Origin of the sequence: Synechococcus sp. R65.1 (genome assembly GCF_047461755.1) — a bacterium.
Taxonomy (GTDB): Bacteria; Cyanobacteriota; Cyanobacteriia; order Thermostichales; family Thermostichaceae; genus Thermostichus.
In genome coordinates, this window is the sequence record NZ_JANSHU010000010.1 from 25,893 (window position 1) to 49,882 (window position 23,990).

At 59.5% G+C, this 23,990-nt stretch carries 19 protein-coding genes; 6 read left to right on the forward strand and 13 right to left on the reverse strand.

The genetic code is table 11. The features are described 5' to 3' along the window. The first annotated feature begins 1 nt into the window (after position 1). Both psbC and cobW read left to right on the forward strand, forming a co-directional pair. The gene (gene psbC / locus NW814_RS06155) at positions 2–1,381 is read left to right on the forward strand and encodes a photosystem II reaction center protein CP43 (RefSeq protein ID WP_414394769.1); all 1,380 of its coding nucleotides are present in this window, start codon (positions 2–4) and stop codon (positions 1,379–1,381) included. Between the two features lie 136 nt (positions 1,382–1,517). Continuing rightward, positions 1,518–2,558 (forward strand): cobalamin biosynthesis protein CobW, encoded by a 1,041-nt coding sequence (gene cobW, locus NW814_RS06160; RefSeq protein ID WP_414405603.1) that lies wholly within the window; start codon positions 1,518–1,520, stop codon positions 2,556–2,558. Positions 2,559–2,582: 24 nt separating this feature from the next. On the opposite strand, the gene NW814_RS06165 is transcribed toward cobW, so the two are convergent. The 10 genes from NW814_RS06165 to NW814_RS06210 form a co-directional block, all read right to left on the reverse strand. Beyond that, positions 2,583–3,539 (reverse strand): NAD-dependent epimerase/dehydratase family protein, encoded by a 957-nt coding sequence (locus NW814_RS06165; protein ID WP_414394766.1) that lies wholly within the window; start codon positions 3,537–3,539, stop codon positions 2,583–2,585. Positions 3,540–3,591: 52 nt separating this feature from the next. Beyond that, positions 3,592–4,953 (reverse strand): proton extrusion protein PcxA, encoded by a 1,362-nt coding sequence (pxcA, locus tag NW814_RS06170; protein WP_414405604.1) that lies wholly within the window; start codon positions 4,951–4,953, stop codon positions 3,592–3,594. Positions 4,954–5,047: 94 nt separating this feature from the next. Next, the gene (locus tag NW814_RS06175; RefSeq protein WP_414394762.1) at positions 5,048–6,496 is read right to left on the reverse strand and encodes a glycosyltransferase; all 1,449 of its coding nucleotides are present in this window, start codon (positions 6,494–6,496) and stop codon (positions 5,048–5,050) included. Positions 6,497–6,557: 61 nt separating this feature from the next. After that, positions 6,558–6,674 carry a photosystem II reaction center X protein gene (locus NW814_RS06180; protein ID WP_414361544.1) on the reverse strand — a complete coding sequence of 39 codons (117 nt, stop codon included), beginning with the start codon at positions 6,672–6,674 and terminating at the stop codon, positions 6,558–6,560. 100 nt (positions 6,675–6,774) lie between these two features. Beyond that, positions 6,775–7,137, reverse strand: a complete 363-nt coding sequence (locus NW814_RS06185) for a ferredoxin-thioredoxin reductase catalytic domain-containing protein (RefSeq protein WP_414394761.1) — start codon at positions 7,135–7,137, stop codon at positions 6,775–6,777. A gap of 156 nt (positions 7,138–7,293) precedes the next feature. Continuing rightward, positions 7,294–7,698 (reverse strand): universal stress protein, encoded by a 405-nt coding sequence (locus NW814_RS06190; protein ID WP_414405605.1) that lies wholly within the window; start codon positions 7,696–7,698, stop codon positions 7,294–7,296. Positions 7,699–7,908: 210 nt separating this feature from the next. Beyond that, positions 7,909–8,607, reverse strand: a complete 699-nt coding sequence (locus NW814_RS06195; RefSeq protein WP_414405606.1) for an alpha/beta fold hydrolase — start codon at positions 8,605–8,607, stop codon at positions 7,909–7,911. 216 nt (positions 8,608–8,823) lie between these two features. After that, positions 8,824–10,404: a chlorophyll a/b binding light-harvesting protein gene (locus NW814_RS06200; RefSeq protein WP_011431392.1), complete on the reverse strand. Its 1,581-nt coding sequence runs from the start codon at positions 10,402–10,404 to the stop codon at positions 8,824–8,826. Between the two features lie 48 nt (positions 10,405–10,452). Beyond that, positions 10,453–10,962: a flavodoxin FldA gene (gene fldA, locus NW814_RS06205; protein WP_414358087.1), complete on the reverse strand. Its 510-nt coding sequence runs from the start codon at positions 10,960–10,962 to the stop codon at positions 10,453–10,455. A gap of 56 nt (positions 10,963–11,018) precedes the next feature. Next, the gene (locus tag NW814_RS06210; RefSeq protein ID WP_011431394.1) at positions 11,019–12,053 is read right to left on the reverse strand and encodes a chlorophyll a/b binding light-harvesting protein; all 1,035 of its coding nucleotides are present in this window, start codon (positions 12,051–12,053) and stop codon (positions 11,019–11,021) included. 599 nt (positions 12,054–12,652) lie between these two features. On the opposite strand from NW814_RS06210, the gene eno reads away from it, so the two are divergent. Continuing rightward, the gene (eno, locus tag NW814_RS06215) at positions 12,653–13,951 is read left to right on the forward strand and encodes a phosphopyruvate hydratase (RefSeq protein WP_414394758.1); all 1,299 of its coding nucleotides are present in this window, start codon (positions 12,653–12,655) and stop codon (positions 13,949–13,951) included. On the opposite strand, the gene NW814_RS06220 is transcribed toward eno, so the two are convergent. Beyond that, positions 13,948–16,014: a prolyl oligopeptidase family serine peptidase gene (locus tag NW814_RS06220; RefSeq protein WP_414405607.1), complete on the reverse strand. Its 2,067-nt coding sequence runs from the start codon at positions 16,012–16,014 to the stop codon at positions 13,948–13,950. The two genes, eno and NW814_RS06220, sit on opposite strands and share 4 nt — an antisense overlap. Positions 16,015–16,100: 86 nt before the next feature. Between NW814_RS06220 and treZ the strand changes: the two genes are divergently transcribed. Continuing rightward, entirely contained in the window at positions 16,101–17,951 is a 1,851-nt protein-coding gene (gene treZ / locus NW814_RS06225) for a malto-oligosyltrehalose trehalohydrolase (protein WP_414405608.1), read from the forward strand. On the opposite strand, the gene NW814_RS06230 is transcribed toward treZ, so the two are convergent. Together NW814_RS06230 and NW814_RS06235 are read right to left on the reverse strand one after the other, a co-directional pair. Next, entirely contained in the window at positions 17,918–19,453 is a 1,536-nt protein-coding gene (locus tag NW814_RS06230; RefSeq protein ID WP_414405609.1) for an FAD-binding oxidoreductase, read from the reverse strand. The two genes, treZ and NW814_RS06230, sit on opposite strands and share 34 nt — an antisense overlap. 16 nt (positions 19,454–19,469) lie before the next feature. Further along, positions 19,470–20,798: a four-carbon acid sugar kinase family protein gene (locus tag NW814_RS06235; protein ID WP_414405610.1), complete on the reverse strand. Its 1,329-nt coding sequence runs from the start codon at positions 20,796–20,798 to the stop codon at positions 19,470–19,472. 128 nt (positions 20,799–20,926) lie between these two features. On the opposite strand from NW814_RS06235, the gene phoU reads away from it, so the two are divergent. Beyond that, the gene (gene phoU / locus NW814_RS06240) at positions 20,927–21,568 is read left to right on the forward strand and encodes a phosphate signaling complex protein PhoU (protein ID WP_414394749.1); all 642 of its coding nucleotides are present in this window, start codon (positions 20,927–20,929) and stop codon (positions 21,566–21,568) included. 159 nt (positions 21,569–21,727) lie between these two features. Beyond that, positions 21,728–23,908: a ribonuclease R family protein gene (locus tag NW814_RS06245; protein ID WP_414405611.1), complete on the forward strand. Its 2,181-nt coding sequence runs from the start codon at positions 21,728–21,730 to the stop codon at positions 23,906–23,908. Positions 23,909–23,990: the final 82 nt, after the last annotated feature.

Genomic DNA, 23,990 nt, shown 5'->3' on the forward strand with positions numbered 1-23,990 from the left:
TGTGACCTCAACAACAATTGGTTCTGTAGTGGTGCAAGATCGCACCCAGGGCGGGTTTGCCTGGTGGGCTGGGAATGCCCGCTTGATCAATCTCTCCGGTCGGCTTTTGGGTGCCCATGTAGCCCATGCTGGCCTGATGGTCTTCTGGGCGGGAGCGATGCTGCTCTTCGAGGTGGCTCACTTCACGCCCGATCGGCCCATGTACGAACAGGGCCTAATCCTGATGCCCCATGTGGCTACCTTGGGCTGGGGAGTTGGCCCTGGCGGCGAGGTGGTGGACACCTACCCCTACTTTGTGATTGGTGTGCTGCACCTCATTTCCAGTGCCGTGCTGGGGTTTGGGGGTGTTTATCACGCCATTCGCGGCCCGGAAACCCTGGAGCAGTCTTTCCCCTTCTTTGGCTACGACTGGAAAGACAAGAACAAGATGACCACCATCCTGGGAATTCACCTCATCCTCCTGGGGCTGGGGGCTTTCCTGTTGGTGGCCAAGGCTATGTGGTTTGGCGGTGTCTATGACACCTGGGCTCCCGGCGGTGGAGATGTGCGGGTCATTACCAACCCCACCCTCAACCCGGCAGTAATCTTCGGCTATCTGTTTAAGTCTCCTTTTGGAGGCGAGGGCTGGATTATTAGCGTCGACAACATGGAGGATGTGATTGGAGGCCACATCTACATCGGCATCATTTGCATTGCCGGTGGGATCTGGCACATCCTCACCAAGCCCTTTGGCTGGGCTCGCCGCGCCCTTATCTGGTCGGGAGAGGCCTATCTCTCCTACAGCTTGGCGGCGGTTTCGCTCATGAGCTTCATTGCCACCTGCTACATCTGGTTTAACAATACTGTCTACCCCAGTGAGTTCTACGGACCCACGGGACCGGAAGCCTCTCAGGCGCAAGCCCTCACCTTTATCGTGCGCGACCAGCGCTTGGGGGCAAACATCGGCCAAGCCCAAGGGCCCACAGGTCTGGGTAAGTACCTAATGCGCTCTCCCACGGGCGAGATCATCTTTGGGGGCGAGACAATGCGCTTCTGGGATGTGCGGGCGCCCTGGAAGGAGCCGCTGCTGGGGCCCAACGGCTTGGATCTGGACAAGCTGAAAAACGACATTCAGCCCTGGCAAGCTCGCCGGGCGGTGGAGTACATGACCCACGCCCCGTTGGGATCCCTGAACTCGGTGGGAGGTGTGGCTACTGAGATCAACACCGTGAACTTCACCAGCCCGCGCACTTGGCTGGCGGCCCACAACTTCATCCTGGGCTTCCTGTTCTTTGTCGGCCACCTGTGGCACGCCGGTCGCGCCCGTGCTGCTGCTGCCGGCTTTGAGAAAGGAATTAGCCGCGAGGACGAGCCTGTCTATCGGATGAAGCCAATCCGATAAAAAGTGCAGGTCTTTCTAACTAGCACCTTTGGCCCCCAGTGGGGGGCCTTTTTTTGGGATCCCCCTGGTCGGGATTGGCGGGGAAGGCGGCGAGGGTAGAGACTGGGAGAGCTGAAGAGCTGAATCTTCGAAGAAGATGCACAAAGTCCCAGTTACCGTCATCACGGGATTTTTGGGATCCGGCAAGACGACGCTGATCCGTCACCTCCTGCTCAACAGCCGGGGTCGCCGCATCGCTGTTGTGGTCAACGAGTTTGGCGAAGTGGGCATCGATGGCGAGTTGCTGCGAGACTGCCAACTCTGCGAGGGAGAGGCTTCTATCTCCATTCTGGATCTCCCCAACGGCTGCCTCTGCTGCACAGTGCAGGAGGAGTTTTTGCCGACCCTGGAGGCGCTGCTGCAACGGCGGGCGGAGCTAGACAACATTGTTATTGAGACATCAGGGTTGGCTTTGCCCAAGCCGCTGGTGCAGGCTTTCCGCTGGCCAACGATTCGCACCGGTGCCACTGTGGATGCGGTGATTGCGGTGGTAGACGGCCAGGCGCTGGCTGCGGGGCAGCTTGTGGGGGATCTGGCGGCCCTGGAGGCCCAGCGGCAGGCAGACGAGAGCCTAGATCACGAGACGCCCATTGAGGAGCTGTTCGAGGACCAGTTAAGCTGTGCCGATCTGGTGTTGCTCACCAAGGTGGATCAGATTACGCCGGCGGAGCGAGCGCAAGTGGAAAGCTGGCTGCGCCAAAAATTGCGCCCTGAGGTTCAAGTCCTCCCTTGCGAGCGGGGCCAGGTTGCCCCAGAAGTGCTCCTGGGCTTCAACGCAGCCGTGGAAGATCAACTCGAGCGCCGCCCCAGCCACCACGACCACGGGGAGGAGCACGAGCACGAGGCCTTTGAGTCTTTCTGCCTAAGCCTGGAGGAAGGCTATGAGCCGGGATCCCTAGTTGCCCAGTTGCGTCAACTGGCGCAAGAGGAATGCCTCTACCGGGTGAAGGGCTTTGTAGCCGTGCCCCACAAGCCAATGCGCCTGGTGCTGCAGGGGGTGGGAGGGCGATTTGAAACCTACTACGATCGCCCTTGGCGCCCCCAAGAGCCGCGTTTAACCCGCCTGGTGTTCATTGGGCAGAGACTGAACCGGGCGCGCATTGCCGCAGAGCTCCAGGCCCTAGCTGCCACCCGCTGATCCCTGGGATCCCTCAAGAGCGGCCTAGAGGTAGGCCTCCAGGAGGGAGGCTACAGTGGGGAAGCGGCAGGGCAAACCCAGGGCTGCTGGCGAAAGGGCGGGATAGACAAAGTGGCGGTGGCGCAGACAATACTCATCCCACTCTGAAAGCCGCACCCCAAACAGAAAAGCCAGGCGGCGGAGGAAGCCGATGGGCAGAGGCAGGCGGAAGTAGATCCGCTTTTTGAGATAGGCGCACACCTGTTCCACGCACTCGTCTAGGGAGAGGGGAGGATTGCCCAACACCCAATCGCCGCCACCGGGCGGATGGGCCACCCAGTAAGCCACCATCTCGGCCACATCGGCAGCGTGGATGAAGTGGAAGCTGGCATCCACCCGCAAAAAGCGGATGAGATCCAGCCAGCGGAGCACATCCTTGAGGCCGGCAGTGATGTGGGAGTAGGGGTGGTAGGGGCTACCGCCAAACAGCAGGGTGGGATAGAGCGTGAGCAGGCGATCCGGCCAGAAGCAGCTTTCCTGCCGCCGCAGTAGCATCTCGTACTTGCTGCGGATGTAGTCGGTTCCGGCCTGGCCAGCAATGGCCAAGGGCTCGAGAGCCTGGTTCAAAAGGCTGGCTGTGGAAAAGTAGATCACCTGCTGACAGCGCTGGGGATCCAGCAGCTGAAAGAGCTCCAAGGTGTGGGTAACATTCACCGCCCAAGCCAGCGAGGGATCCCCCCAGGCCGCTGCCATGTGGATTAACCCATGCATCTGCCGCAGCAAAGCGGCGTGTTCTCTAATGTGCAGGAGATCGCCATGCACCAAGGTAATGGGAGCAGGCAGCCGCTCCAGGGGCAGCCGCAGGCGGCTGGGATTGCGGACAAGGACGTACAGGTGGTAAGCGGGCCGCTCCGGAAACTCGGGATCTCTTTGCTGGGCTAGGCGTTCCAACACGTAGTGCCCTAAGCAGCCGCTAGCGCCAGTAAGAAACAGGTTTCGCAAGAGCTCTTCCCAACAAGACTCGGTGAAAAAAGCTTCTGACTAGTGTACCGCTTTAGTCATTCATAGCATGATAGGTGGCCACCGCTGACGGCGATACACGGTTTAAGTAGCGGAAGATCCAGTACTTAAAGAGCGTATCTAGAAAAACTGGAAAAGTGGCAATAAAGCCGTAGATGAAATTGCGGTTTTCGGGCAAACCCAGGTGCTCAGCTAGACTACTTAGCAAGACTTCCCAGCCATGGGGAGAGTGATAGCCAACAAACACATCGGTGAAGAGAATGATGATGAAAGCCTTGGCGCTATCGCTCAGGCCATAGATTAGGCGATCTAGAAAGGACTTAAGAACTTCAATTTCTTCACGCCCGACAAAGACTAGCCAGCCAAATACCGCCAGGGATAGCAAGTCGGCAAGGATGTTTTTTGGGCCTTCCAAGTTCTTACGGCTGTATTTTTGCAGCAGCTCCTCTGCTTTCAGGGAAAGTTGATCCTCCAACTCTGAGTCCAGCTCTTCTCGAGGTTGGTGACGTAAAGCCCGCTCAAACTCCATTTTTTCCTTGAAAAGCTCAAATTCCGCAACAGCTCTTTCTTGAAGTTCGTGGCTTAAAGCCACAAGGGTAGGCTCCTGAGGCTGCAGCCGATCCACCAACGGCCCAAACAGAAAGTGCTTCGAGAAAATCTGGACAAGTAGCGGCAAAATGGCCAGCAGCAACAAAAACCGAACTGCCACCAGTGTGCGCGTGCGTTGGCTGCGGTACTCCTGGAGCAACTCTTCTTCTGCCTGTGAACTTAACTCTCGGCGAATCTGCCTAGCTGTGCGCAAAAGGGAGCGAGGCAGGACGGCTGTTTTAGAAGCAACGGGGGCACTGCCATCCTCAAGAGGGGTCTTATCAGCCTTGATGGGTTGAGCAGCAGGCTCTGCCTGAGTTGACTCGTCTTGCTCTTGAGGCTGGAGCCGCGTGGCGCTGACCTTGAGTGGAGGGGCAGGGCGCTTGTAGCGGGAGATAACCTGATCGATAAACTCTAGCTTCTCCAAAATGGAAGGATCCCTCTCAGCCCCCTTGCCCTTGGTTGTGGAGGGGCTGCTCTTGGCACTGAGATCCTCGGCGTCGTTGACTTCTGCAGCAACGCGAGGGCCGCTGCCATCTAGCTCAGGATCGGGCGGGCGGGAAAAGAGACTGCTGGCTCTAAATTCTGCTAGACTAAGGCTAATCTGCCGCAGGTGCTGGCGCAGTTGGATTTGAAAGTAGTGGCTGGTGTTTTGGCCGTGGCTTCCGTTGCTGCCGATGACTCCTCCCTGGAAGTAGCGGTTTTCAATGGCTTTGATGCGAAGGGCAGCTTGATAGGCCCGATCAAGGGAGCGGAGGGGAGTACTTGAGATCCACTGGCCGAGCCTGCTCAGTACGGATTTCCCCATAGGGCGGTTTTTCTCAGGCCTGATTTTTCAATGGCTAGCTATTGTAACAACTCCCAAGAGGCCAGGCAGGGAACTGCCCTGCAGGAGTTAGGGTTTAGGATCCCTTGAAGTGCTTGAGGGCAAAGCCACAGATCTGCAGCAGCCGCAAGCCGTCGCGCAGATGGTGGATATTGGAGCGGCCATAGGTTCTGGGGAAATAGCGCACTGGAATGTCGAGGATCTTGAGGGTGCGCTTGGCCGCCCCTAGCAACAGGTCGAAATCGCCAAAGGGATCAAAATTCCCCCATTCTTGCCGCAGCTTGGCAATTTGCCAGTAGTCCTCCCGCCAGAGGGCCTTGGTGCCGCAGAGGGTATCTTTGACGCGAATGCCAAGGATGTAGGAAAGAAGAGCAGCAAAAAAGCGGTTGGCCCATTGGTTCAGGCGCGGCATCGCCTCCGGCTTTAGCGGATAAATGAGTCGGCAACCGTTGGCAAAATCACAGCGCCCGGAAGCCACCGCCCGGAAGAACTTGGGGAGGTCTTCCGCCTGGACAGTTAGGTCGGCGTCGAGAATGATCACCACGTCGCCCCTGGCTGCGGCAAACCCCTGGCGCACCGCATCCCCTTTGCCCTTGCCCTCTTGCCGGAGAGCCTGGATGGGACGGATCCCTTGGTATTCGGCCTGAACCCGCTGAATCTCGGCCCAAGTGTCGTCGCTGGAATGCCCCTCTACGAAAAGGATCTCGGTGCGGGATCCCATCTCGGGCAGCTGCTCCACGCAGCGGCGAATGTTGCCAGCTTCGTTGCGAGCTGGAATGATCACGGTGCAAGAGGGCTGTTTCTCAGGGGGGGGATCCCAGTTGGGATCCGGTTGGAGGCGGGCAATCGTGTATTCCGTCAGGCAGAGGGCGTTGATCCCTGGCAAGGGGGCAATCACGCGGTTCACCAGAGTTGAAAGCAGGGGAATTCGCCGCGGCAACAACAACCGCTTGCCCTGCTGGATAACCTCATACCCCGCCAGATGGAGCAAATTGGCCACATCAGCTGCCGAGAGCCAGTTGGCTGCTGGCAGGGGCCTGCGCTGCCTTAGAAGGGTTGCCAAGTTCAGAAGCGGCTCCCAAAGGGGGTTGTGATGGGAAAGAATAAGGCGAGTGCGGCGGGTGCAGAAACAGCGCAACTGCTCAAGAACCTGCTGAATATCCCTCAGGTAGCTGAGAGTATTGACGAGCAAAATGGCGTCAAAAGGCTGGGCCAAGACCGGATCCCGCTTGTCCAACCTCTGGAGATCCTGTAGGCGAAAGTGGAGGTGGGGAAATTGCTGCTGGGCCTGGGCAATGACCTCGGCATCTTGGTCGATCCCCACTCCAACACTGGGCCGCAAAGCGTTGAGCAGAGCCCCTGTACCGCAGCCAATCTCCAGAATGCGCAGACCTGGAGGCAGAAAGAAGCGGAGCAGCCGCTCCAGATCCTCGTAGTAGTAACGGTTCTTCTGCTGCCAGTAGTGAAGAGGGCATCCAGAGGCTGGCAATAGACTTTGGGAAAGCTGATTTTTTGCAAAGCTCAAGGCCTAACCTTTGCCGCCGCTGCTCAAAGGTTTGCCCGCGGTCAAGCCCTTTGCCAAGGCTTTAGCGGCGACGCACCCTGTCTCTATAGCTAACAATCACGATGGCGCCAAAGAGGAGACCCAGCACTACAGCGCCGTACACCAGGCTCCAGAGGAAGCTAGCCAATGAGGGAGTCATAGAAAGGTTTCCTCCTCAGGCAAATAGCCATTTCCACCTGCCCTTCAATTATACCCAGCTTCGTGACCCTGGTTTGCCTCCGTCTCCTAGCGGGGAGACCCTACGGGCTAGCTTGGTATTCCAGGTGTACCTCCTCTAGCGTTTGCCTGGTGCCGGCAAGGGGGTTGTCCGGAGTTAAGAAGAGCAGACAGTGGCATTCTTTTCGCTCCCGCATGGGTACGCAGGGACAGTTCCAATAGCCAGCTTTCACCTCCGCCTCTTTGTCTTCGTAGAAGCGGCAAGGACAGAGCGGGGCGCCCAGTTGCTCTTTGTGCAGAGCTAGACCCTCAATCACCGCTGTCGTAATTGCGGGGTCGGAGCAGAAAAAAGTGCCGGTGCGTTTGGCGTAGGTTTCTGCAAAATGCCGCATCACCTCGAAGGTTCTCTGCGAGGCCTTGTTGTAACCACGACTTTGATTTTCCATACCGATTCCCAGGGGTGTAACCAGTAATCCGGGCTACCTCGCTCTTCGTTGTACAGCAGACTCCTGTTCAACACGAACAAAAACGGCCTTGCTGTTACACAAGGCAACATTTTGAGACAACTTCAACACACTCCCCGGAAAGAGAAGGCCTGCTCTTCAGGGTACTACCAACACTGGGCAAGGGGAGAGGTCGATGACCCGGTGGCTGACGGATTCGTTTTTCCGGCCTTCGGCTAGGCTGAGGCCGCGGGATCCCATCACGATTAGGCTAATCTCCAGCTCGTCGGCCACGTCGCAGATGACGAAGGGAACTTTTCCCTCGCGATACTCGCTCTTGACGTTTTGGATCCCAATCTGCTGCAGGCCAGCCTCAGCGTGTTTGAGCAGGTTGTGGATAGTTTGGCGGGCTTGCTCCACCTGCTCTGGGTCTAGCTCTGTACTGTCTAGGACGGAGAGCAGATATACCTGACTCTTGTAACGCTGCGCTATGTCCGCCACCAGCGGCAGGGCATGGCTGGTTTCCCGCGAGTTGTCGATGGGAAAGAGCAGTTTGTCGAACATAGTCGCGGATCCCACACTTAAGCCCGCCCCTTCCCTATCCACGTCGGGGGCTGGCCCTATTCTACCAATCAATTTTACCGGAAGCTCAATGGCCTCCTTCCACCCCTGCCCGTTTTTCTGTTGTCAGGGGCTCGACCTGGGCTGCAAACGGAGCCCCTCTCCTGTTGGGATGAGCGGCCATGCCCATCATCCCGCAAAACTCCAGCCGCCTTAGGCCATGCTGGGCTGAAATTTACGCAATTCCTGCCAAAAATCCATGATTTTCAGATTGACCAAACTTGGAAAAGAATAGTGAAAAAAGTGTCGCCCCCCAGGACAAAACCACATTTGATCCCCTGGCTTTAAGTAGTTTCCCCACTGCTCCAGCGAAGCAGGATCCACAATGGGATCATCCTCGCTGGCGCAAACCAACATCGGCACCGGCACTTTCTGGGCTGGAATCGCTACCACCTGAAATAGGGAATGAGGTATGGGGGAAGTGTCTAAATCTTTAGCCAGGGCGCGGGAGAGTGAGCGCGCTCGCCACTGTTCTGAAGCTGGCAGAAGGCTCTGAGCTATACGCACCAGGAGCTGTTCTCGGCTACAGCAAAACATTTTTCGTTGCACGTAGAAATGGGCATGCCAGGTGGCGGCAGGCTGACTGCCTACAGCCAGCAGGGTTAGAGACCGTATCCGCTGGGGGTAATAGTAGGCAAAAAGATAGGCAACCACCCCGCTCAAGCCGTGGCCGATGAGATGTACCGGTCGATCCCAAGCTTTTAGGTATTCGTATAGCAGCGTCACGACTGTCTCCAAACTACAGGGCTCATCCTGGGTTTGGTGATACTCCCAGTAGGCTACACGGAAACATTTTCCCAGGGATCCCAACAGAGGCCGATCGAAAAGCTTTAGACTGGGAGAAACGCCCAAATAAAGTGCTTCAAAAGAAGGCGCAGAAGCGGAACCTAAGCTCATTTTAGCCATCCCATTTCGACGGTCGAAAGATTAAAGTTGCTGGCTGACAAAAGCTTCACAAAAAAGGGTTATCGGATCCAGAAGCCGGCAGGCAAAAGGTAGAGCCAGATCTCGACAGAGAGGAGGGGATGAGGATCTCCCCTCCCTGCTTTGAGAAGCCTCAACCCTCCTTTACAGCCCCGGCAAAATCTGGGCTACCACATCGCCGCTGCCCAGGAGCATGTAGGCAAACAGGGCACCGCCAACGCCGCCCACCAGAAACCCTCCGGCCAACTGGCTCCAACCGGCGCGGGTGCGCAAGTTTTCCGGCAAATCCTCAGAGCCTGCCGGCACGCGCACCGGCTGAGGGGATCCCTGCGATTCGGCCATCAGTTGCACGCCCGGCGTCGGATAGGCCACCTCGCCGTAGGGGGTATTGACCACTGCCACCAGCCGCGAGCGAGGAAAGGACACCCGTCCGTAAATGGAGAGACAAACCGTCAGGATCAGCACCAGGCCGATGGTCGCCAGCGTCCCTGCCGTCAGGGCCTGCTCCGAATTCCGCAGCGGACTCAACTTGTAAAACGGCCCCACCAGGAAGTACCCATGAGCCATGCCGATCTCCAAGCCGCGCAAAAAAGGAGAGAGGCCCTCCCGGTAGATGGGCAGGTTTTGCAGCAGCAGCAGGGTGAGATCGCCCCGGTTTACCGGCGTGTCCAAGTTGCCCACCTGCGGATCTGTGGCTCGCACCCAGCCCCCGTGCTGGAAGTCAAAGCCGCTGGCTGCCGCCCGCGCCCGGATGGCATGCCAGATGTGCCCCGCCAAAAACAGGATCCCCAAGACAAAGTGGGCTGTGGCCAACCAGGTGCGGCTGCTCACCACACCCATCTCGTCGGCAGCCAGCCCCAGCGGCCCGTAGAAAGCCACCGGATAGGCGATCTCGTTGACGCTGACAAAATAGGCCGCCAAGATGCCCATGTAGGCCAGGGCCCCCAGGCTGTAGGAGAGGTAGGCTTCGCCCGAGTAGATCAGCACCTGCTTGGCCCAGGCAAAGGGCCGTGTGGCTATGTGCCACCATCCCCCCAGCACACAGAGCAGGCCGACATAGATGTGCCCTCCCACCAGATCTTCCAGATTGTTCACGGCGGCCATGCCCTGCTGGCCCATGAGCGGCGTCAGGTAGGCAAAGATCCGCAGCGGATTGAGGGTGGGATCCGTAACTACGCGCACGCGGCCCAGTTGAGCATCGTACAGCCCTCCCCAGAAGAGCGCTTTGGCCACCAGCAACCAGGCCCCCAGCCCCAGCAGCAGCAGGTGGATCCCCAGGATGGTGGTCATCTTGTCGTCGTCTTCCCAGTCGTAGCCGAAAAACTCGGCAAAGGTTTCTCCCTTGGCCAGCACCTCCGGCCCCAAAAGGGCGTGGAAGATCCCTCCTGCCCCCAGCACCGCCGAGGCAATCAGGTGCAGAACGCCCACCACAAAAAAGGGATAGGGATCCGTGGCCACCCCCTCTGCATTCACGCCGATGCCCAACGTGGCCAAATGGGGCAGCAAGATCAGCCCCTGGCTGCCCATGGGCTGAGCCGGATCCCAGTGGGCCACCTCAAACAAAGTCATGCCGCCGGCCCACAGCATGATCAACCCCGCATGGGCCACGTGGGCCCCCAGCAGCTTTCCGGACAGATTTACCAAGCGAGCATTGCCCGCCAGCCAGCTCACCTGAGGGGATCCCTCAGCAGAGGTAGGCGATGAAGATAGAACTGCGCCAGTCATGACAAACTCCCACAGTATCCACAACAAGCTAAGAAGCCGAGTTTGAGATTACAGATTGAAGAGTGTTTTGAGTTTGGCCGTCCACTCTTTAATTCGTTTTTCCGTCAGCTCCGGCTGATTGTCTTCATCCAGAGCAAGGCCGACAAACTCGCCGTTAACCACTCCCTTGGACTCATTGAACTCGTAGCCTTCTGTAGGCCAGGAGCCGACGTTTTTTCCGCCGCGCTCGGCAATTTTTTGGGCCAGGATCCCCATGGCATCTTGAAAGTTGTCGGGATAGCCCAACTGATCCCCAACTCCAAAATAGGCTACCGTCTTACCGGAAAAATCGATTTCATCCAAATAGGGGAAAAACCCATTCCAATCGGCCTGCAGCTCCCCGATATTCCAAGTTGGACAGCCGATGATTAAGTAGTCGTACCTATCAAAGTCCTCAACCGTGGCCTCGGCAATGTTGATCAAATCTACATTGTCTTCGCCCAGCTCTTTTTGGATCATCTCAGCGGCTCTCTCGGTATTTCCGGTTTGAGTGCCGAAAAATAGACCTACTTTTGCCATTGCTCCTACCTCGAAACTGCAAGTGCAAAGCTCAAAATCAGATGGCTAGATTGCCGTTAGGCCTGCTGCGCTGCAAGTTCTACTCTGCCGGTACGGAAATTGAACCCTCGCGCTTTCAGGGCATGGAACAGGTGGCCCTGAAGGAAGAAAAAGGCCAGCCAAAAATGGGCATTGGCCAGCCAAACCCTAGATGTGAGAGCTCCCCCTTGCTCAAAGAAGGGATAGCGATCCAAGCCCACCTGCAGCAGCGGCCCATAGAAAACTTCGGGATAGACCACTGGGTTAACGGCAACGAAATAGGCGGCAATAAATCCCATCAAGGCCAAAGCTCCCAAGCTGTAGGAAAGATAAGCTTCCCCAGACCAGATAAAAATCCGTTCTGCCCAGGCAAAAGGCTTGGTCGCGATATGCCAAACCCCACCTGCCACCAGGAGCAAGCCCAGCCAGAGGTGGCCGCCCACCACGTCTTCTAAAGTGTCCACCCCGGCGATCCAGTGGCGCCCTTCTATGCCCAACAGGTGGCCAAAGGGGTTCCAGTTGGGAGACACCAGGCGCACCTCTCCTGCCACCGGGTCGAACAAGCCGCCAAACACCACTGCCTTGAGCACCAAAAGCCAGGCTCCCAATCCCAGCAGCACCAGGTGGATCCCTAGGATGGTGGTCATCTTGTTTTTGTCTTGCCAGTCGTAGCTAAACAGGGGAAAGGCTTTGGGATCCAGCACCGCCGGCCCGCGCAGGGCATGAAAAATGCCGCCAAACCCCAAAAAGGCAGAGCTGATGAGGTGGATCGCTCCCACCGCAAAGTAGATATCCGTATCCAGGACTTCCCCGCCGGATCCCACCCCCAGCCCCAAGCTGGCCAGGTGGGGCAAGAGAATCAGCCCCTGCTCATACATCGGTCGGCTGGGGTCAAACTTGGCCAACTCGATCAGGGTCATCGCCCCTGCCCAGAGAACGATCAGCCCGGCATGGGCCACATGCGCCCCCAGCAGCCGGCCAGAAAGATCGGTCAAACGGGCGTTGCCCGCCCACCACGGGATCTGTTGTTGCGAGCTAGATCCCCCTTCTTGCTTGAGTGTCGTCGCTGTCATCTCCGCTCCTCTTGCGTTTCTAAACAAGCTTTTCTAGGAAAAGGCCAGAGACCTTGCCCCAGGCCCGCCTCTGGCCGCACGGACACATCCTTTCGAGACACGTAACCAACTGTTGAGAGTAAATCTCAACAGCGAGCTGTGACCTACTCTACGCTTCTTGCAAACAAATATCAATGTCTTTAGAGTTAAGTTTTGTTAAGAGTCGGACTTGTATCCGCCCATAGCCCCACCTGGGGAAGCTGCAGATGGAAGCTGGCCCGCAGAGGGACGAGCCGGGCGATCCGGTGGCAGCCGGTGATAAAAATCTCTCCCTTCTTAAGATTGAGTCGCAATAGCTGGATTACAATCAAGCCAAAGTTGGCCAAGTCGAGGGCAAAGGAGTCGGAGGAGATGTCGAGGTATCTGAAGCTGTGGACGGAGATAGGGCTTTATGTTCTCAGCTACTCCCTGCCTGTTCCTAGCTCAGACCGAAAGCAACTGTGCCGCCTGTGCCCATTAAAGTTTTCCGGAAGCCAAAGGGATCCGGGGGCGAAAATCCACTAGTCTATTGGCAATTGGGCTTTGGCCAGAACTGTCTAGCCAATTGCTGAGGTGCAACTGTGGAAACGGCCATCGAGTGGATTACCGCCCATGAGATCCTCGACTCGCGGGGACAACCGACCTTAGAAGCTCTGGTGGGCCTGGCCAATGGAGCAACCGGCTTGGCCCAGGTGCCCAGTGGCGCTTCGACTGGCACTTTTGAGGCTCACGAGCTGCGGGATGGGGATCCCAGGCGCTACAGCGGCAAGGGCGTGTTGAGGGCGGTGGAAAACATTCTTGGCCCCATCCAGTCGGAGCTGCGGGGAGAAGATGCCCTCAACCAAGCCCGCATCGACCAGTTGATGATCGATCTGGATGGCACCCCCAACAAGTCGCAACTGGGAGCCAACGCCATCTTGGCGGTCTCTTTGGCCACGGCTAAGGCGGCTGCCAATGCGGTGGGCCTGCCTTTGTACAGGTACCTGGGCGGACCCTTTGCCAACCTGCTGCCAGTGCCGCTCATGAATGTGCTCAACGGCGGCGCCCACGCCGACAACAACCTCGATATTCAAGAGTTCATGCTCGTGCCCATTGGGGCACCCAGCTTTCGCGAGGCGCTGCGCTATGGGGCGGAGGTGTTTGCGGCGCTAAAGCAAGTGCTGCAACAGAAGGGGCTGTCCACGGGGGTAGGAGATGAGGGGGGATTTGCCCCCAACCTCGACTCCAACGCTGCCGCTTTGGATCTGTTGATAACCGCTATTGAACGAGCGGGCTACAAGCCAGGGGAAGAGGTCGCCTTGGCCCTGGATGTAGCGGCCAATGAACTGCTGGAGGATGGGCAGTACCACTTTGAGGGCAAAGCCCGCAGCGCCGAGCAGATGGTCAATTACTACGAGCAACTGCTAGCCAACTATCCCATCCTTTCCATTGAAGATGGTCTGGCCGAAGAAGATTGGGCTGGCTGGCAGGCCATGACTGCTCAACTGGGATCTCGCGTGCAACTGGTAGGGGACGACCTGTTTGTTACCAACCCAGCTCGGCTGCAGAAAGGCATCGACAGCGGTGTGGCCAACGCCATTTTGATCAAGCTCAACCAGATTGGCACGCTGACAGAAACGGTCTCGACCCTTCAACTGGCCGCTCAGGCGGGCTTTCGCACCATCATCAGCCACCGCTCCGGCGAGACGGAAGACACCACCATTGCCGACCTGGCGGTGGCCACCCGCGCCGGCCAGATCAAAACCGGATCCCTTTGTCGCAGCGAGCGCATTGCCAAGTACAACCAACTGCTGCGCATCGAAGACGAGCTGGGGGAAGCAGCCGTCTATGCTGGTCGGGTGGGCCTGGGCCCTCGGGCCTTGCCGGCGCGAAGTCGCTAGTCGGTCTGGATCCCCAGCACCTCCACCAAAAAGGCCCAGCGGTCGGCGGTCTCTTCGATAAGCTTGGTGGTGGGCTTGCCGGCTCCGTGGCCGGCTTTGGTGTCGATGCGAATGAGGATGGGCTGGGATCCCCCCTGGGCCGCTTGCAGGGCAGCGGCAAACTTAAAGCTGTGGGCTGGCACCACCCGGTCGTCGTGATCCGCAGTGGTAATTAGGGTGGCGGGATAGGCAGTGCCGGGCTTGAGGTTGTGCAGGGGGGAATAGGCGTAGAGGGCCTTGAACTCCTCTGGGTCCTCCGGGGATCCATACTCCGAGATCCAGGCCCAGCCGATGGTGAACTTGTGAAAGCGCAGCATGTCGAACACCCCCACGGCGGGCAGGGCTGCCGCAAAGAGATCCGGCCTTTGGGTCAGGCAAGCCCCTACCAAGAGGCCGCCGTTGCTGCCACCAGAGATGGCCAACTTGGAGGGGTTGGTGTAGCCATTGGCCACTAGCCACTCAGCCGCGGCGATGAAGTCGTCGAACACCTTTTGCTTGTTGAGCTTGGTGCCCGCCTGGTGCCAGGCTTCCCCGTATTCGCCGCCGCCGCGCAAATTGGGCTGGGCGTAAACCCCTCCCATCTCCAGCCAGGCCACCAGGCCCACCGAAAAGCTGGGAGTCAGGGAGATGCCAAAGCCGCCGTAGCCGTACAGCAGGGTCGGGTGATCCCCTGTCCGAGCCAGGCCACGGCGGTGGACGAGGAACATGGGGATGCGGGTGCCGTCTTTGCTAGGGTAGAACACCTGCTGCACCTCATAGGCTTGGGGATCGAAGTCCACCTGCGGTTGACGGAATAGGGTGCTCCTGCCAGTGGTGAAGTCGTAGCGGTAGATGGTGGGCGGGGTGGTGAAGCTGGTGAAGGTATAGAAGGTTTCGGTGTCATAGCGTTTGCCGCCAAAGCCGCTGGCGGATCCCAGCCCTGGCAAGGGAATTTCCCCCAGGTAGGTGCCGTCTAGAGCAAAGGTCTTGATCTGGGTGTGGGCGTCTTTGAGGTAGAAGGCAACAAACTGGTTGTTGATGAGGCTAACCCCTTGCAGGGTCTCCTCGGCTTCAGGGATCACCTCTTGCACCTGCCCTGGGTTGTCAAGATCAATGGCCACCAGTCGCCGCCGGGGGGCATCGAGGTCGGTGAGCAGCCAAAAGCGGGAGCCGTCGTTGCCGACAAAGCTGTAGTCGGCCTCGAACTCGCGGATAAGCTCCACCACTGGCGAGTTGGGATCCCGCAGGTCTTTGTAGAAGAGGAGGTTTTTGGGATCCGTGCCCCGCCAGACGGAGATGATGAGGTAGTTGCCATCTTCGGTAACCCCGCCGGCAAAGCCCCACTCTTTTTGGTCAGGGCGGTGGTAGACTAAGAGGTCTTCCGACTGGGGAGTGCCCAGGCGGTGGTAGTAGAGCTTTTGGAAGTAGTTGGCGCTTTCGTATTCCCTGCCAGGGGGCGGCTCGTCGTAGCGGCTGTAGAAAAACCCCTGTCCGTCCGGCGTCCAGCTGGCCCCAGAGAACTTAATCCAGCGCAAGTGATCCGGCAGGTCTTCTCCCGTTTCAATATCGCGCACCTTCCACTCTTGCCAGTCGGAGCCGGAGCGGGAGAGGCCATAGGCCAAGTAGCGCCCATCGCGGCTGATGGCAATGCCCGAAAGGGCCACGGTGCCATCTTCGGAAAGGGTGTTGGGATCCAGCAAAACCCGGGCCTCGGCCTCCAGGCTCGCTTGGGTATAGAGAACGCTCTGGTTTTGCAGGCCGTCGTTTTTGAAGTAGAAGTAGCGGCCCCCTTCTTTGAAAGGCTGGCTGTATTTTTCGTAGTTCCAGAGCTGGGTTAGGCGCTCCAGGAGCCGCTGCCGCGCCGGGATCCGCTGCAAGTAGTCAAAGGTAAGCTGGTTTTGCGCCTCGATCCAGGCCCGCGTCCGCTCAGAGTCTAGATCCTCCAGCCAACGGTAGGGATCCGGCACTGCTTGCCCATGGTAGACGTCGACAACGGTGGGATCCGGATGGCTAGGAGGGTAGTTGAGCATAGAGACGGAGAGCAAGAGGCCAATTCCACTATGGCAGAAGCCTAAAACCGCCGGGGGGCAAGCCTCGCTATAGTGGAAGCCGAGTTGCGCAGACAGGTTTTGTGCTTCCGCGTTCCCCGGTTGGACGGATTGGCGCCTATCCCTTGGGCGAGGGCCGCTATCGCTTCTCGGTTTGGGCGCCTTTGGTTGAACGAGTCGAGCTAAAGCTGACTAGCCCCGTCCGACGGCTCATCCCTCTGACCCAAGATGAGCAGGGCTACTGGCAGGGGGAGGTGGAGGGGATCCCGCCTGGGCCGGTGGACTACCTCTACCGCCTGCACACCGCAGCGGGGGTGGTGGAGCGGCCAGATCCTGCTTCCCGCTGCCAGCCCTACGGCGTCCATGGCCCCTCGCGGGTGGTGGATCCCCACTTTGACTGGCAGGATCAGGGGTGGAAGGGGATCCCTCTCTCCCAGTGGATCCTCTACGAGCTGCACGTGGGCACCTTTACCCCGGAGGGCACTTTTGCCGCCATCATTCCTCGCCTGCCGCAACTTGTGGAGCTGGGGGTCAACGTATTGGAGCTGATGCCGGTAGCCCAGTTTCCAGGGGAGCGCAACTGGGGCTATGACGGCGTCTATCCCTATGCCGTGCAGACTAGCTATGGGGGAGCAGCGGGCCTGAAAGCGTTGGTGAACGCCTGCCATCAGCAGGGCCTGGCTGTCGTCTTGGATGTGGTCTACAACCACCTGGGTCCGGAGGGGAACTACTTGGGGGATTTCGGCCCCTACTTTGCCGACAAGTACCGTACGCCGTGGGGGAAGGCCATGAACTTCGACGGCCCCTATTCGGACGGGGTGCGGGAGTTTTTCCTGCAAAACGCCGAGTACTGGCTGGAGGAGTTTCACCTAGATGGCCTGCGGCTGGACGCGGTGCATGCCATCTACGACTTCAGCGCCTACCCTTTTTTGCAGGAATTGGCGGAGCGGGTGGATGCCCTAGAAGCGCGCACGGGCTGGCCCAGGGTGCTTGTAGCTGAAAGCGACCTCAACGACGTCCGCCTCATCACCCCCCGCAAGCAAGGGGGCTACGGGCTAGACGCCCAGTGGTGCGACGACTTTCATCACTCGGTTCACACCCTGCTTACTGGGGAAAAGACAGGCTACTACCAAGACTTCGGCCAATTGGAGCACCTGGCCAAGGCCTACCGGGAGAGCTACGTCTACTCCGGCCAGTACTCCCGCTACCGTGCCAGGCGCCACGGCAATTCCGCCGTCAGCAGGCCGGGATCCCAGTTTGTCATCTGCATTCAAAACCACGACCAGGTGGGCAACCGCATGTTGGGGGAGCGCCTCAGCCAGCTCACCTCCTTTGCGGGCCTGAAGTTGGCCGCCGCTGCCCTGCTGCTAGCTCCCATGTTGCCGCTGCTGTTTATGGGGGAAGAGTATGGGGAGGTGGCCCCCTTTCTCTACTTCATCAGCCACGGGGATCCCAACCTGGTGAAAGCGGTGCGCCAGGGACGCCGCCGCGAGTTCAGCGCCTTTGCCTGGCAGGGCGAGCCCCCGGATCCCCAGGCAGAGGAGACCTTCTTGCGCTCCAAGCTGAACTGGGAGTTGAAGGAGGCCGGTCACCACCAGGTTCTCTGGAAGTGGTACCAGACCCTGATCCGGCTGCGCAAAACCCAACCGGCCCTCCAGCACCTAGAGCGGGAGGGGGTGGAAGCGGAGCTGTTTTCCGGCTCTGGCCTGGCCCTGCACCGCCGCCAGGGATCCCAGTCTTTGCTTGCCCTTTTCAATTTCAGCCCCGATCAGCCGGCCACCTACACCGATTGGCGGGGCGGCAGTTGGGAGAAGCTTTTGGACAGCCACGAGGCGCAGTGGCTGGGCCCTGGATCCTCCCTGCCGGCAAAAAGCCAAGAGGATCCCGTTGAAGTGCCACCCTATGGGGTGGTGGTGTACGGCCAGAACAGGTAATCCCGACCGCAGCCGTAGCGCCAGGCCTCTCGCCGCCGTTTCCAGAAGTAGTCTTGTGGGTCCACTTCCAGGCGGTCGGCTAGCCTTTGCAAGAGCTCGTAGAGGCCAAGGGCGGCAAAGTGCCCCGCCCAGTCCAGCAGCTCCGGCAGCCCCAGCCGAGGCAGGAGCGCGGCCACCAGTGCCGGATCTCGCCTCATCACTCCCCACAGGGCCTGGGCCAAGCCGCCAAGCTGCACCACATCCTGCAAAAAGGGCTGCACCACCTGGGGTCCGGCGGCAACCATGGCTTCAAATACCCTGCTCAACAGGCGGTTAATGCTATGGGGATCCCAGTTTTCCTCTCCCAAAGGAGGGATCATTGCCTTCTGAAACAGCCAGGTTACCGCCAAATTGGGCTGGTAGGGCTGCAGCAGGGCCAGGGCCGCCCGATCCAACTGCCGCTGGGCTAGAGCCTCGTGGATTCCCTGTTGCAGACGATCCAGATGGCGCAACATTGCCCCAAAGCCGCCAAAGCTCAAAGGCGACTGGCTGCCGCTACTGTCTCCTACTGCTAGGAGGCGATCCCAGGGCAGTTGCAGGGGGCTGCGCCGGTAGGCGGGGAAAACGCCACACAGCTTGCGCACCCAGCGGATTTGCTCCAGCTCAACCCCCTGGTAGGCAGGCAGTAGCCGGCAGTAGTCCTGCCAGAGCCTCTCTAGACTCGGTCGGCGGGGATCCCGGTCGCAGTAGGTAAACAGATAGGTGGTGCGCCCATCGCGGGCGGGGAAGGCCTCCCAGAAGGGCTGGTAGCCGTTCTGGGCTGGGGTAAAGCTGTAGAACAGATCCCCCGTGGGTTGCTCCGGCAGCCCCTGGGCACAGGATCCCACCACCAGACAGACGCTGTCCGGCGGCTGCCCTTGGCGAGCCTCGGCCACGATGGGGGAGCGGTGCCCCATGGCATCCACCAGGAGCTGGGCGCTGAGCTGGCCGGTGGTGGTCTGGATGCGGATCCCGTCGGGGTGGATTGTGGCGCCAAGAAAGCCAGTTTGCTCCTGCAACTGCCCTCCCCAGTCTAGGAAGTGCTGCTTGAGGAACTCCAGCAAGCTGACTGGATCCACGCCCACATTGAGCACCCCTTCCACCCACCAGGTAGGGCCCTCCCCAAAGCCAATGCGCCCACTGGGGTAGTGGGTCACCTGGATTGCCTCCCACTCTGTCGGGGTGAGCAGCTCCAGTTCTAACAACACCTGCAGCTCCTGCCGCGAGGTGTTCCACTCCTGCTCCCGCCCCCGCAAGATGCCGCGCTCGATCAGGATCACCCGCCAGCCTCGCCGGGCCAAAGCCGCCCCCAAGAGAATCCCCAGGGTGCCGCCGGCAATCACCACATCGGCATCGGGGCTGCCCAGGCTCTCAGAACAGCAGTGAACCACCGCCGGGGGCAGCACCGTTGGTTTCTGCCGCAGAGATCCCCACCAGGCCTCCAAGGCAGGCAGAGTTTCAGGTGGGGAGACGAGTTCAGCCATGGCGGGAAGGACTAGGCTAGACCAAGCCGCGGCTGCGGAGGCGACGGTAGATCAAAGCCAGCGTATCCGCCTCGCCCACGTTGCCCGGAAACAGCACCACCGGCAAGCTGGGAAAGCGGGGATGGTCTGCTGGCGTGAGCACCATGGAGATCCCTGGGTAGATCTGCCCCAGCAGCCGCACCGCTGGCAGGTTGAGGCCAACGCTGAGGATGTTGTTGGAGGTAATGCCGCCCTTGCTGATGAGATAGCCGATCCCTTCCGGCAGCCCCTGCACAATGGCCATCAACAGGCGGGAAACTCTCTGCCCAAAGGCCAGCCGTGCCTCCGGGTTGGCGCCGTCAAACCCCACTTCTTCCCGGCTGGTGTAGACCACCGGCGTCAGGCCCTGCCCGTAGGCGCGGTGGACTTGCTCCAGGATTGCCGGCAGCAGCTCGGCTTCCTTCCCCGGCTCCAAGAGCCGCCTTACCTCCACCTCGATGCCCTGGATCCCTGGCTCCTGGAGCAGGCGGGCCAACTGCTGGCTGGTCTTTTGGACATGGGATCCCACGATCACCACCCCTGGCCGGTCAGAGCGGACAAACTGCCCCATCTCCTCTGGCGGAACCGGCTGCGGCGGCAACTGGGCCAAAGCCGTCAAGAGGCTGGCGGCGCTGCGAAACAAAAAGCGCTTCCCCTGCTCTATGGCCGCCCAGACATCCTGGGCAAAACGATCCAGATCTGCCTGGGTTTCTCCATCCACCACACAGCAGACATTCCCCCCTAGGCCTAAAAGCTGCTCCAGACAGCCAGCGCGAATCTGCTCTAGAGTCAATCGCACCACCTGCTCGGCCCGGATCCGCCCCTGGGTCTTTTCCTGCACATACTCGGGCAAATAGCTGTGGTGGTAGCCAAACACCGCATCGCGGGCAAACTCCGTCTCATGGACTGGCACCCAGCGGCCCTCCACCCGTAGATAATGGACACTGTTGCGGGTGATGCGTCCTCCTTCAAAAAAGGCTGGCACCAGGAAGTGGGCATCAAAAGGCCCCAGCTCCGCCGCCATCACATCCGTCTCCAAGGGATAGTGCCCGCGCAGCGTCGAGTCGGAGCGGCTGATAAAAAGGGCCCGCTCCCACCCCAGCTCTCCCATGGCCTGCTTCAGGGCCCGGCAGACCGACCGCGTCACCTCGGCAGCCTCCGCCGCTGGCAGGGATCGCGTGTTGGTGAGGATAAAGCGAATTGGCGAGCTATCCTGCAACCCCAACTTGAGCGTTTCCAGATCCCAGCGGGTCAGCAGCAGGCAGCTATGGACAGTCTGGGATCCGGTAGGGTCATCGTCCAAAACGACAATGGGGAGACGGCTCATCCCTGTCCTCCAGCGCGGAGAGTGGGAGCCAGTTTTCCACTGCTCAAGAAAAGTTTGCCATGATTAATAATGAAATTTACAGGCTCTGGAAGCTGCAAACGACAGCAGCTATTCCCAGGGAGAAAGCCATGGAGCAAGCTGAGCTGCAACTTCAGATCAAGCGGATTCAGCAGGATGTGCTGCGCATGGGGGCGCTGGCGGAAAAATCGCTAGTCTTGGCTCAGCAAGCTCTCTTTGAACAGAACCTAGCTGCCGCCGAACAGGCCATCGACCAAGACAAGCAAATCGACCGCTTCTATCGTCAAATCGAGAAAGACTGTATTGACCTCATCGCCTTGCGCTCGCCAGTGGCGCGGGATCTGCGCTGGATCAGCACCTTGATGCAGCTGGTTCGGGATCTGGAGCGAATTGGCGACTACGCCAAAGACTTGGCTGAGGTGGCTTTGCGCCTGGCTCTCTACCCCCCGCCGCCCCAGCTGGGGCGCATTCGCGTGATGATGCGGCGCTGCCAGAAAATGCTCAGCCATAGTCTTGCGGCCCTGACGGAATTGGATGCCGAGCTGGGCCGACAACTCAAGCGGGAGGACGACGCCGTTGATGAAGATTACACCAACCTTTACAATACGTTGGCGCAGCAGTCTGACGTCAAGGGATCCATCGAGCCTATCCTATTGATGTTGCTGGCTATTCGCTACCTGGAGCGGCTAGCTGACCACAGCACCAACATTGGCCAGCGGGTGGCGTTCATCGTCACGGGCCACCGCGACTAGCTTCAAGGCGTTGAGTTTGCAGGTTCTGCTCCTCTCTGCTTCCCTGCAATGGACTTCTCTCGGATTTTTCATCATTTTCTCTCCCAACCTGCCGAGCAATGGAGCGATAGAGAGACGCTGCTAGCCCTTGTGCCAACTTCTGACCCCGAAGCAGTGGCAATGCTGGACATTGCACTCGATGGACTAGTGCGGGCGGGGTTTCTTGAACGAGCGGGGGATCCGCCTCGCTACCGGCGTAAGCCGGATGAATCCTTGGTCGTGGGGCGGTTGCGCTGCTCCAACAAGGGCTTTTGCTTTGCCGTTCGGGATGAACCGGGGGCAGAGGATGTGTACATCCACGGCAGCAACCTCAATGGCGCTTGGAATGGCGACCAAGTGATAGCCCGGATTACCAAAGAAGGCAATCGCCGCCGCAGCCCTGAGGGAGAGGTGGTGGCTGTAGTGGAGCGGGCCAACCCTACGCTGGTGGGCCGTCTCAAGCAGACGGAGGAAGGCTTTCGGGTAGTGCCCCTGGACGACCGGCTGCTGTTCGAGCTCGTCTTGAGCGAGCCGGATCCCTTCTCCCCAGCGCCTGTTTCTGAGCTGGCTGAGGGTCGGCTGGCCTATGTAGAGGTGAAGCGCTACCCCCTTGGCAACCTGCCGCCGGTGGGCAGCATCCGCAAGATTTTGGGCCATGGTCCCGAGGCTTCTATCGACGTGGATCTGGTCTGCTGTAAGTACGACCTGCCCCAGGAGTTTCCCCCGGCGGTGTTGGAAGCGGCAGCAGCCTTGCCCAAAAAGCTAAGCCGCGCTGACCAAAAGGGCCGTCTGGATCTACGGGATTGGTTTTGCATCACCCTAGAACCGCTGGACTTGCAGCACCCCCACGGCCTCGAGCCCAATGTGGCCGTCTCCCTCCAGCGGCAAGAAGAAGGCCACTGGCTGCTAGGGGTGCACATTGCCGACGTGGCCCACTGGCTGGATCCGGATCACCCGCTGGAGCAGGAGGCGCAGCGGCGCACCGCCACGGTTTACCTGGATAGCGTGGTGCTGCCCCTTTTCCCGCCGGAAGTGCATAGCCGCCTGGCTCTCTTGCCGCAGCAGGAGCGCCTGGCCTATTCGCTGCTAATCACCCTTGACGCCGAGGGGGTGGTGCGGAACTTCGAGATCCACCCCAGCCTGGTGCGGTCACGGGCCCACCTCTCCTACGGCCAGGTGCAGGCGCTTTTGGCCACTGCTGCGGATCTTGGCCCCGAGGAGGAGGTGCCAGAATTGATGGCCCTGCTGCAAAACCTGCTTCGTCTTAGCCAAATCCTACGGGTCAAGCGCCACCAAGCTGGTGGGTTCGACCTGCCGCTTTTGGACTTGCTCACCCCCTACTCTGCCGACGAGAGCGGCTACGGGCCCCTGCTGATTAGCGATCGCCTTGGCGCCCACGCCCTGATGACCGAAATGCTTCTGCTGGCCAACCAAGTTCTGGGCCACCACCTGCGCCGGCTGGGGATCCCCTCTTTGGCCCGGGTGCAGAAGCCCCCCACCGCCGAGGCCCTGCAGAACTTCCTGCGCCTGGCCAACGCCATGAAGCTGGATCTGAACTTGCAGGAGCCGGAGACGGTAACGCTGGCCGATTGGCAGCGGATCTGTGCCCGCATCACTGCCCCCGATGTGTTGGCCGCAGGGACTAGCCCAGCCTTGGTGGCCCAGCTGTTGGCTACTCTGCCCCCCGTCGAGTATTGCCTGCAGCCTCTGCAGGATGGACATTTTGGCCTGGGTCTCAAAGAGCCCTATGCCTCTTTTACTGCCCCTTTGCGCCGCTATGCCGATTTGCTCAACTTGCGGGCTCTGGGTCTGGCTCTAAGCAAAGGGCGCAATCGGCGTAGCCCTCGCTCCAAAACCGTGGTGGATCTGCACAGCCCCAGCGGCTACGACCAACTTGATTGGCAGGTGCTGCCGCCAAAAGTGCAGGAGGAGTGGCAGGCCTTTCTCCAAGCGCAACTGCCCAAAATCCAGGCGGGGTATCAGCTCCACCAACAGGCAGAGCGGGAGCTGATGGGCTTGAAGCGGTGCGAGTTTATGCAAAAACACCTCGGGGAGACGTTCCCCGGCCTGATCGTCAGCGTCCAGAGCTACGGCTTTTTCGTGCTAGTAGACCCCATTTTGGCAGAAGGGCTGGTGCGGGTGAGCACCTTGAAAAACGATTGGTACGAATACCGCAAACAAGCCCTGGTGGGGCGAAAAACCCGGCGCCAGTTCCGCCTTGGGGACCGGGTGGAGGTGCAGGTCAAGAACGTGGATTACTACCGCCAACAGATTGACCTGGCGGTGATTGGCGAGGGACGGCCCTGCGAAGAGGAGGAATGAGGCGGGGATCCCTCCCCCGAGGGACGGTTGTTACGAACTCCAGCTTTGGCCCAATGGGCGATATCTGGATTGAGAGAACACC

Coding starts and splice junctions, on each gene's coding strand:
- NW814_RS06235 (WP_414405610.1), bottom strand. CDS start 20,798: ATGAGCCGTCTCCCCATTGTCGTTTTGGACGATGACCCTACCGGATCC.
- NW814_RS06230 (WP_414405609.1), bottom strand. CDS start 19,453: ATGGCTGAACTCGTCTCCCCACCTGAAACTCTGCCTGCCTTGGAGGCC.
- NW814_RS06185 (WP_414394761.1), bottom strand. CDS start 7,137: ATGGAAAATCAAAGTCGTGGTTACAACAAGGCCTCGCAGAGAACCTTC.
- NW814_RS06190 (WP_414405605.1), bottom strand. CDS start 7,698: ATGTTCGACAAACTGCTCTTTCCCATCGACAACTCGCGGGAAACCAGC.
- cobW (WP_414405603.1), top strand. CDS start 1,518: ATGCACAAAGTCCCAGTTACCGTCATCACGGGATTTTTGGGATCCGGC.
- NW814_RS06180 (WP_414361544.1), bottom strand. CDS start 6,674: ATGACTCCCTCATTGGCTAGCTTCCTCTGGAGCCTGGTGTACGGCGCT.
- phoU (WP_414394749.1), top strand. CDS start 20,927: ATGGAGCAAGCTGAGCTGCAACTTCAGATCAAGCGGATTCAGCAGGAT.
- NW814_RS06200 (WP_011431392.1), bottom strand. CDS start 10,404: ATGACTGGCGCAGTTCTATCTTCATCGCCTACCTCTGCTGAGGGATCC.
- fldA (WP_414358087.1), bottom strand. CDS start 10,962: ATGGCAAAAGTAGGTCTATTTTTCGGCACTCAAACCGGAAATACCGAG.
- NW814_RS06210 (WP_011431394.1), bottom strand. CDS start 12,053: ATGACAGCGACGACACTCAAGCAAGAAGGGGGATCTAGCTCGCAACAA.
- pxcA (WP_414405604.1), bottom strand. CDS start 4,953: ATGGGGAAATCCGTACTGAGCAGGCTCGGCCAGTGGATCTCAAGTACT.
- NW814_RS06245 (WP_414405611.1), top strand. CDS start 21,728: ATGCTGGACATTGCACTCGATGGACTAGTGCGGGCGGGGTTTCTTGAA.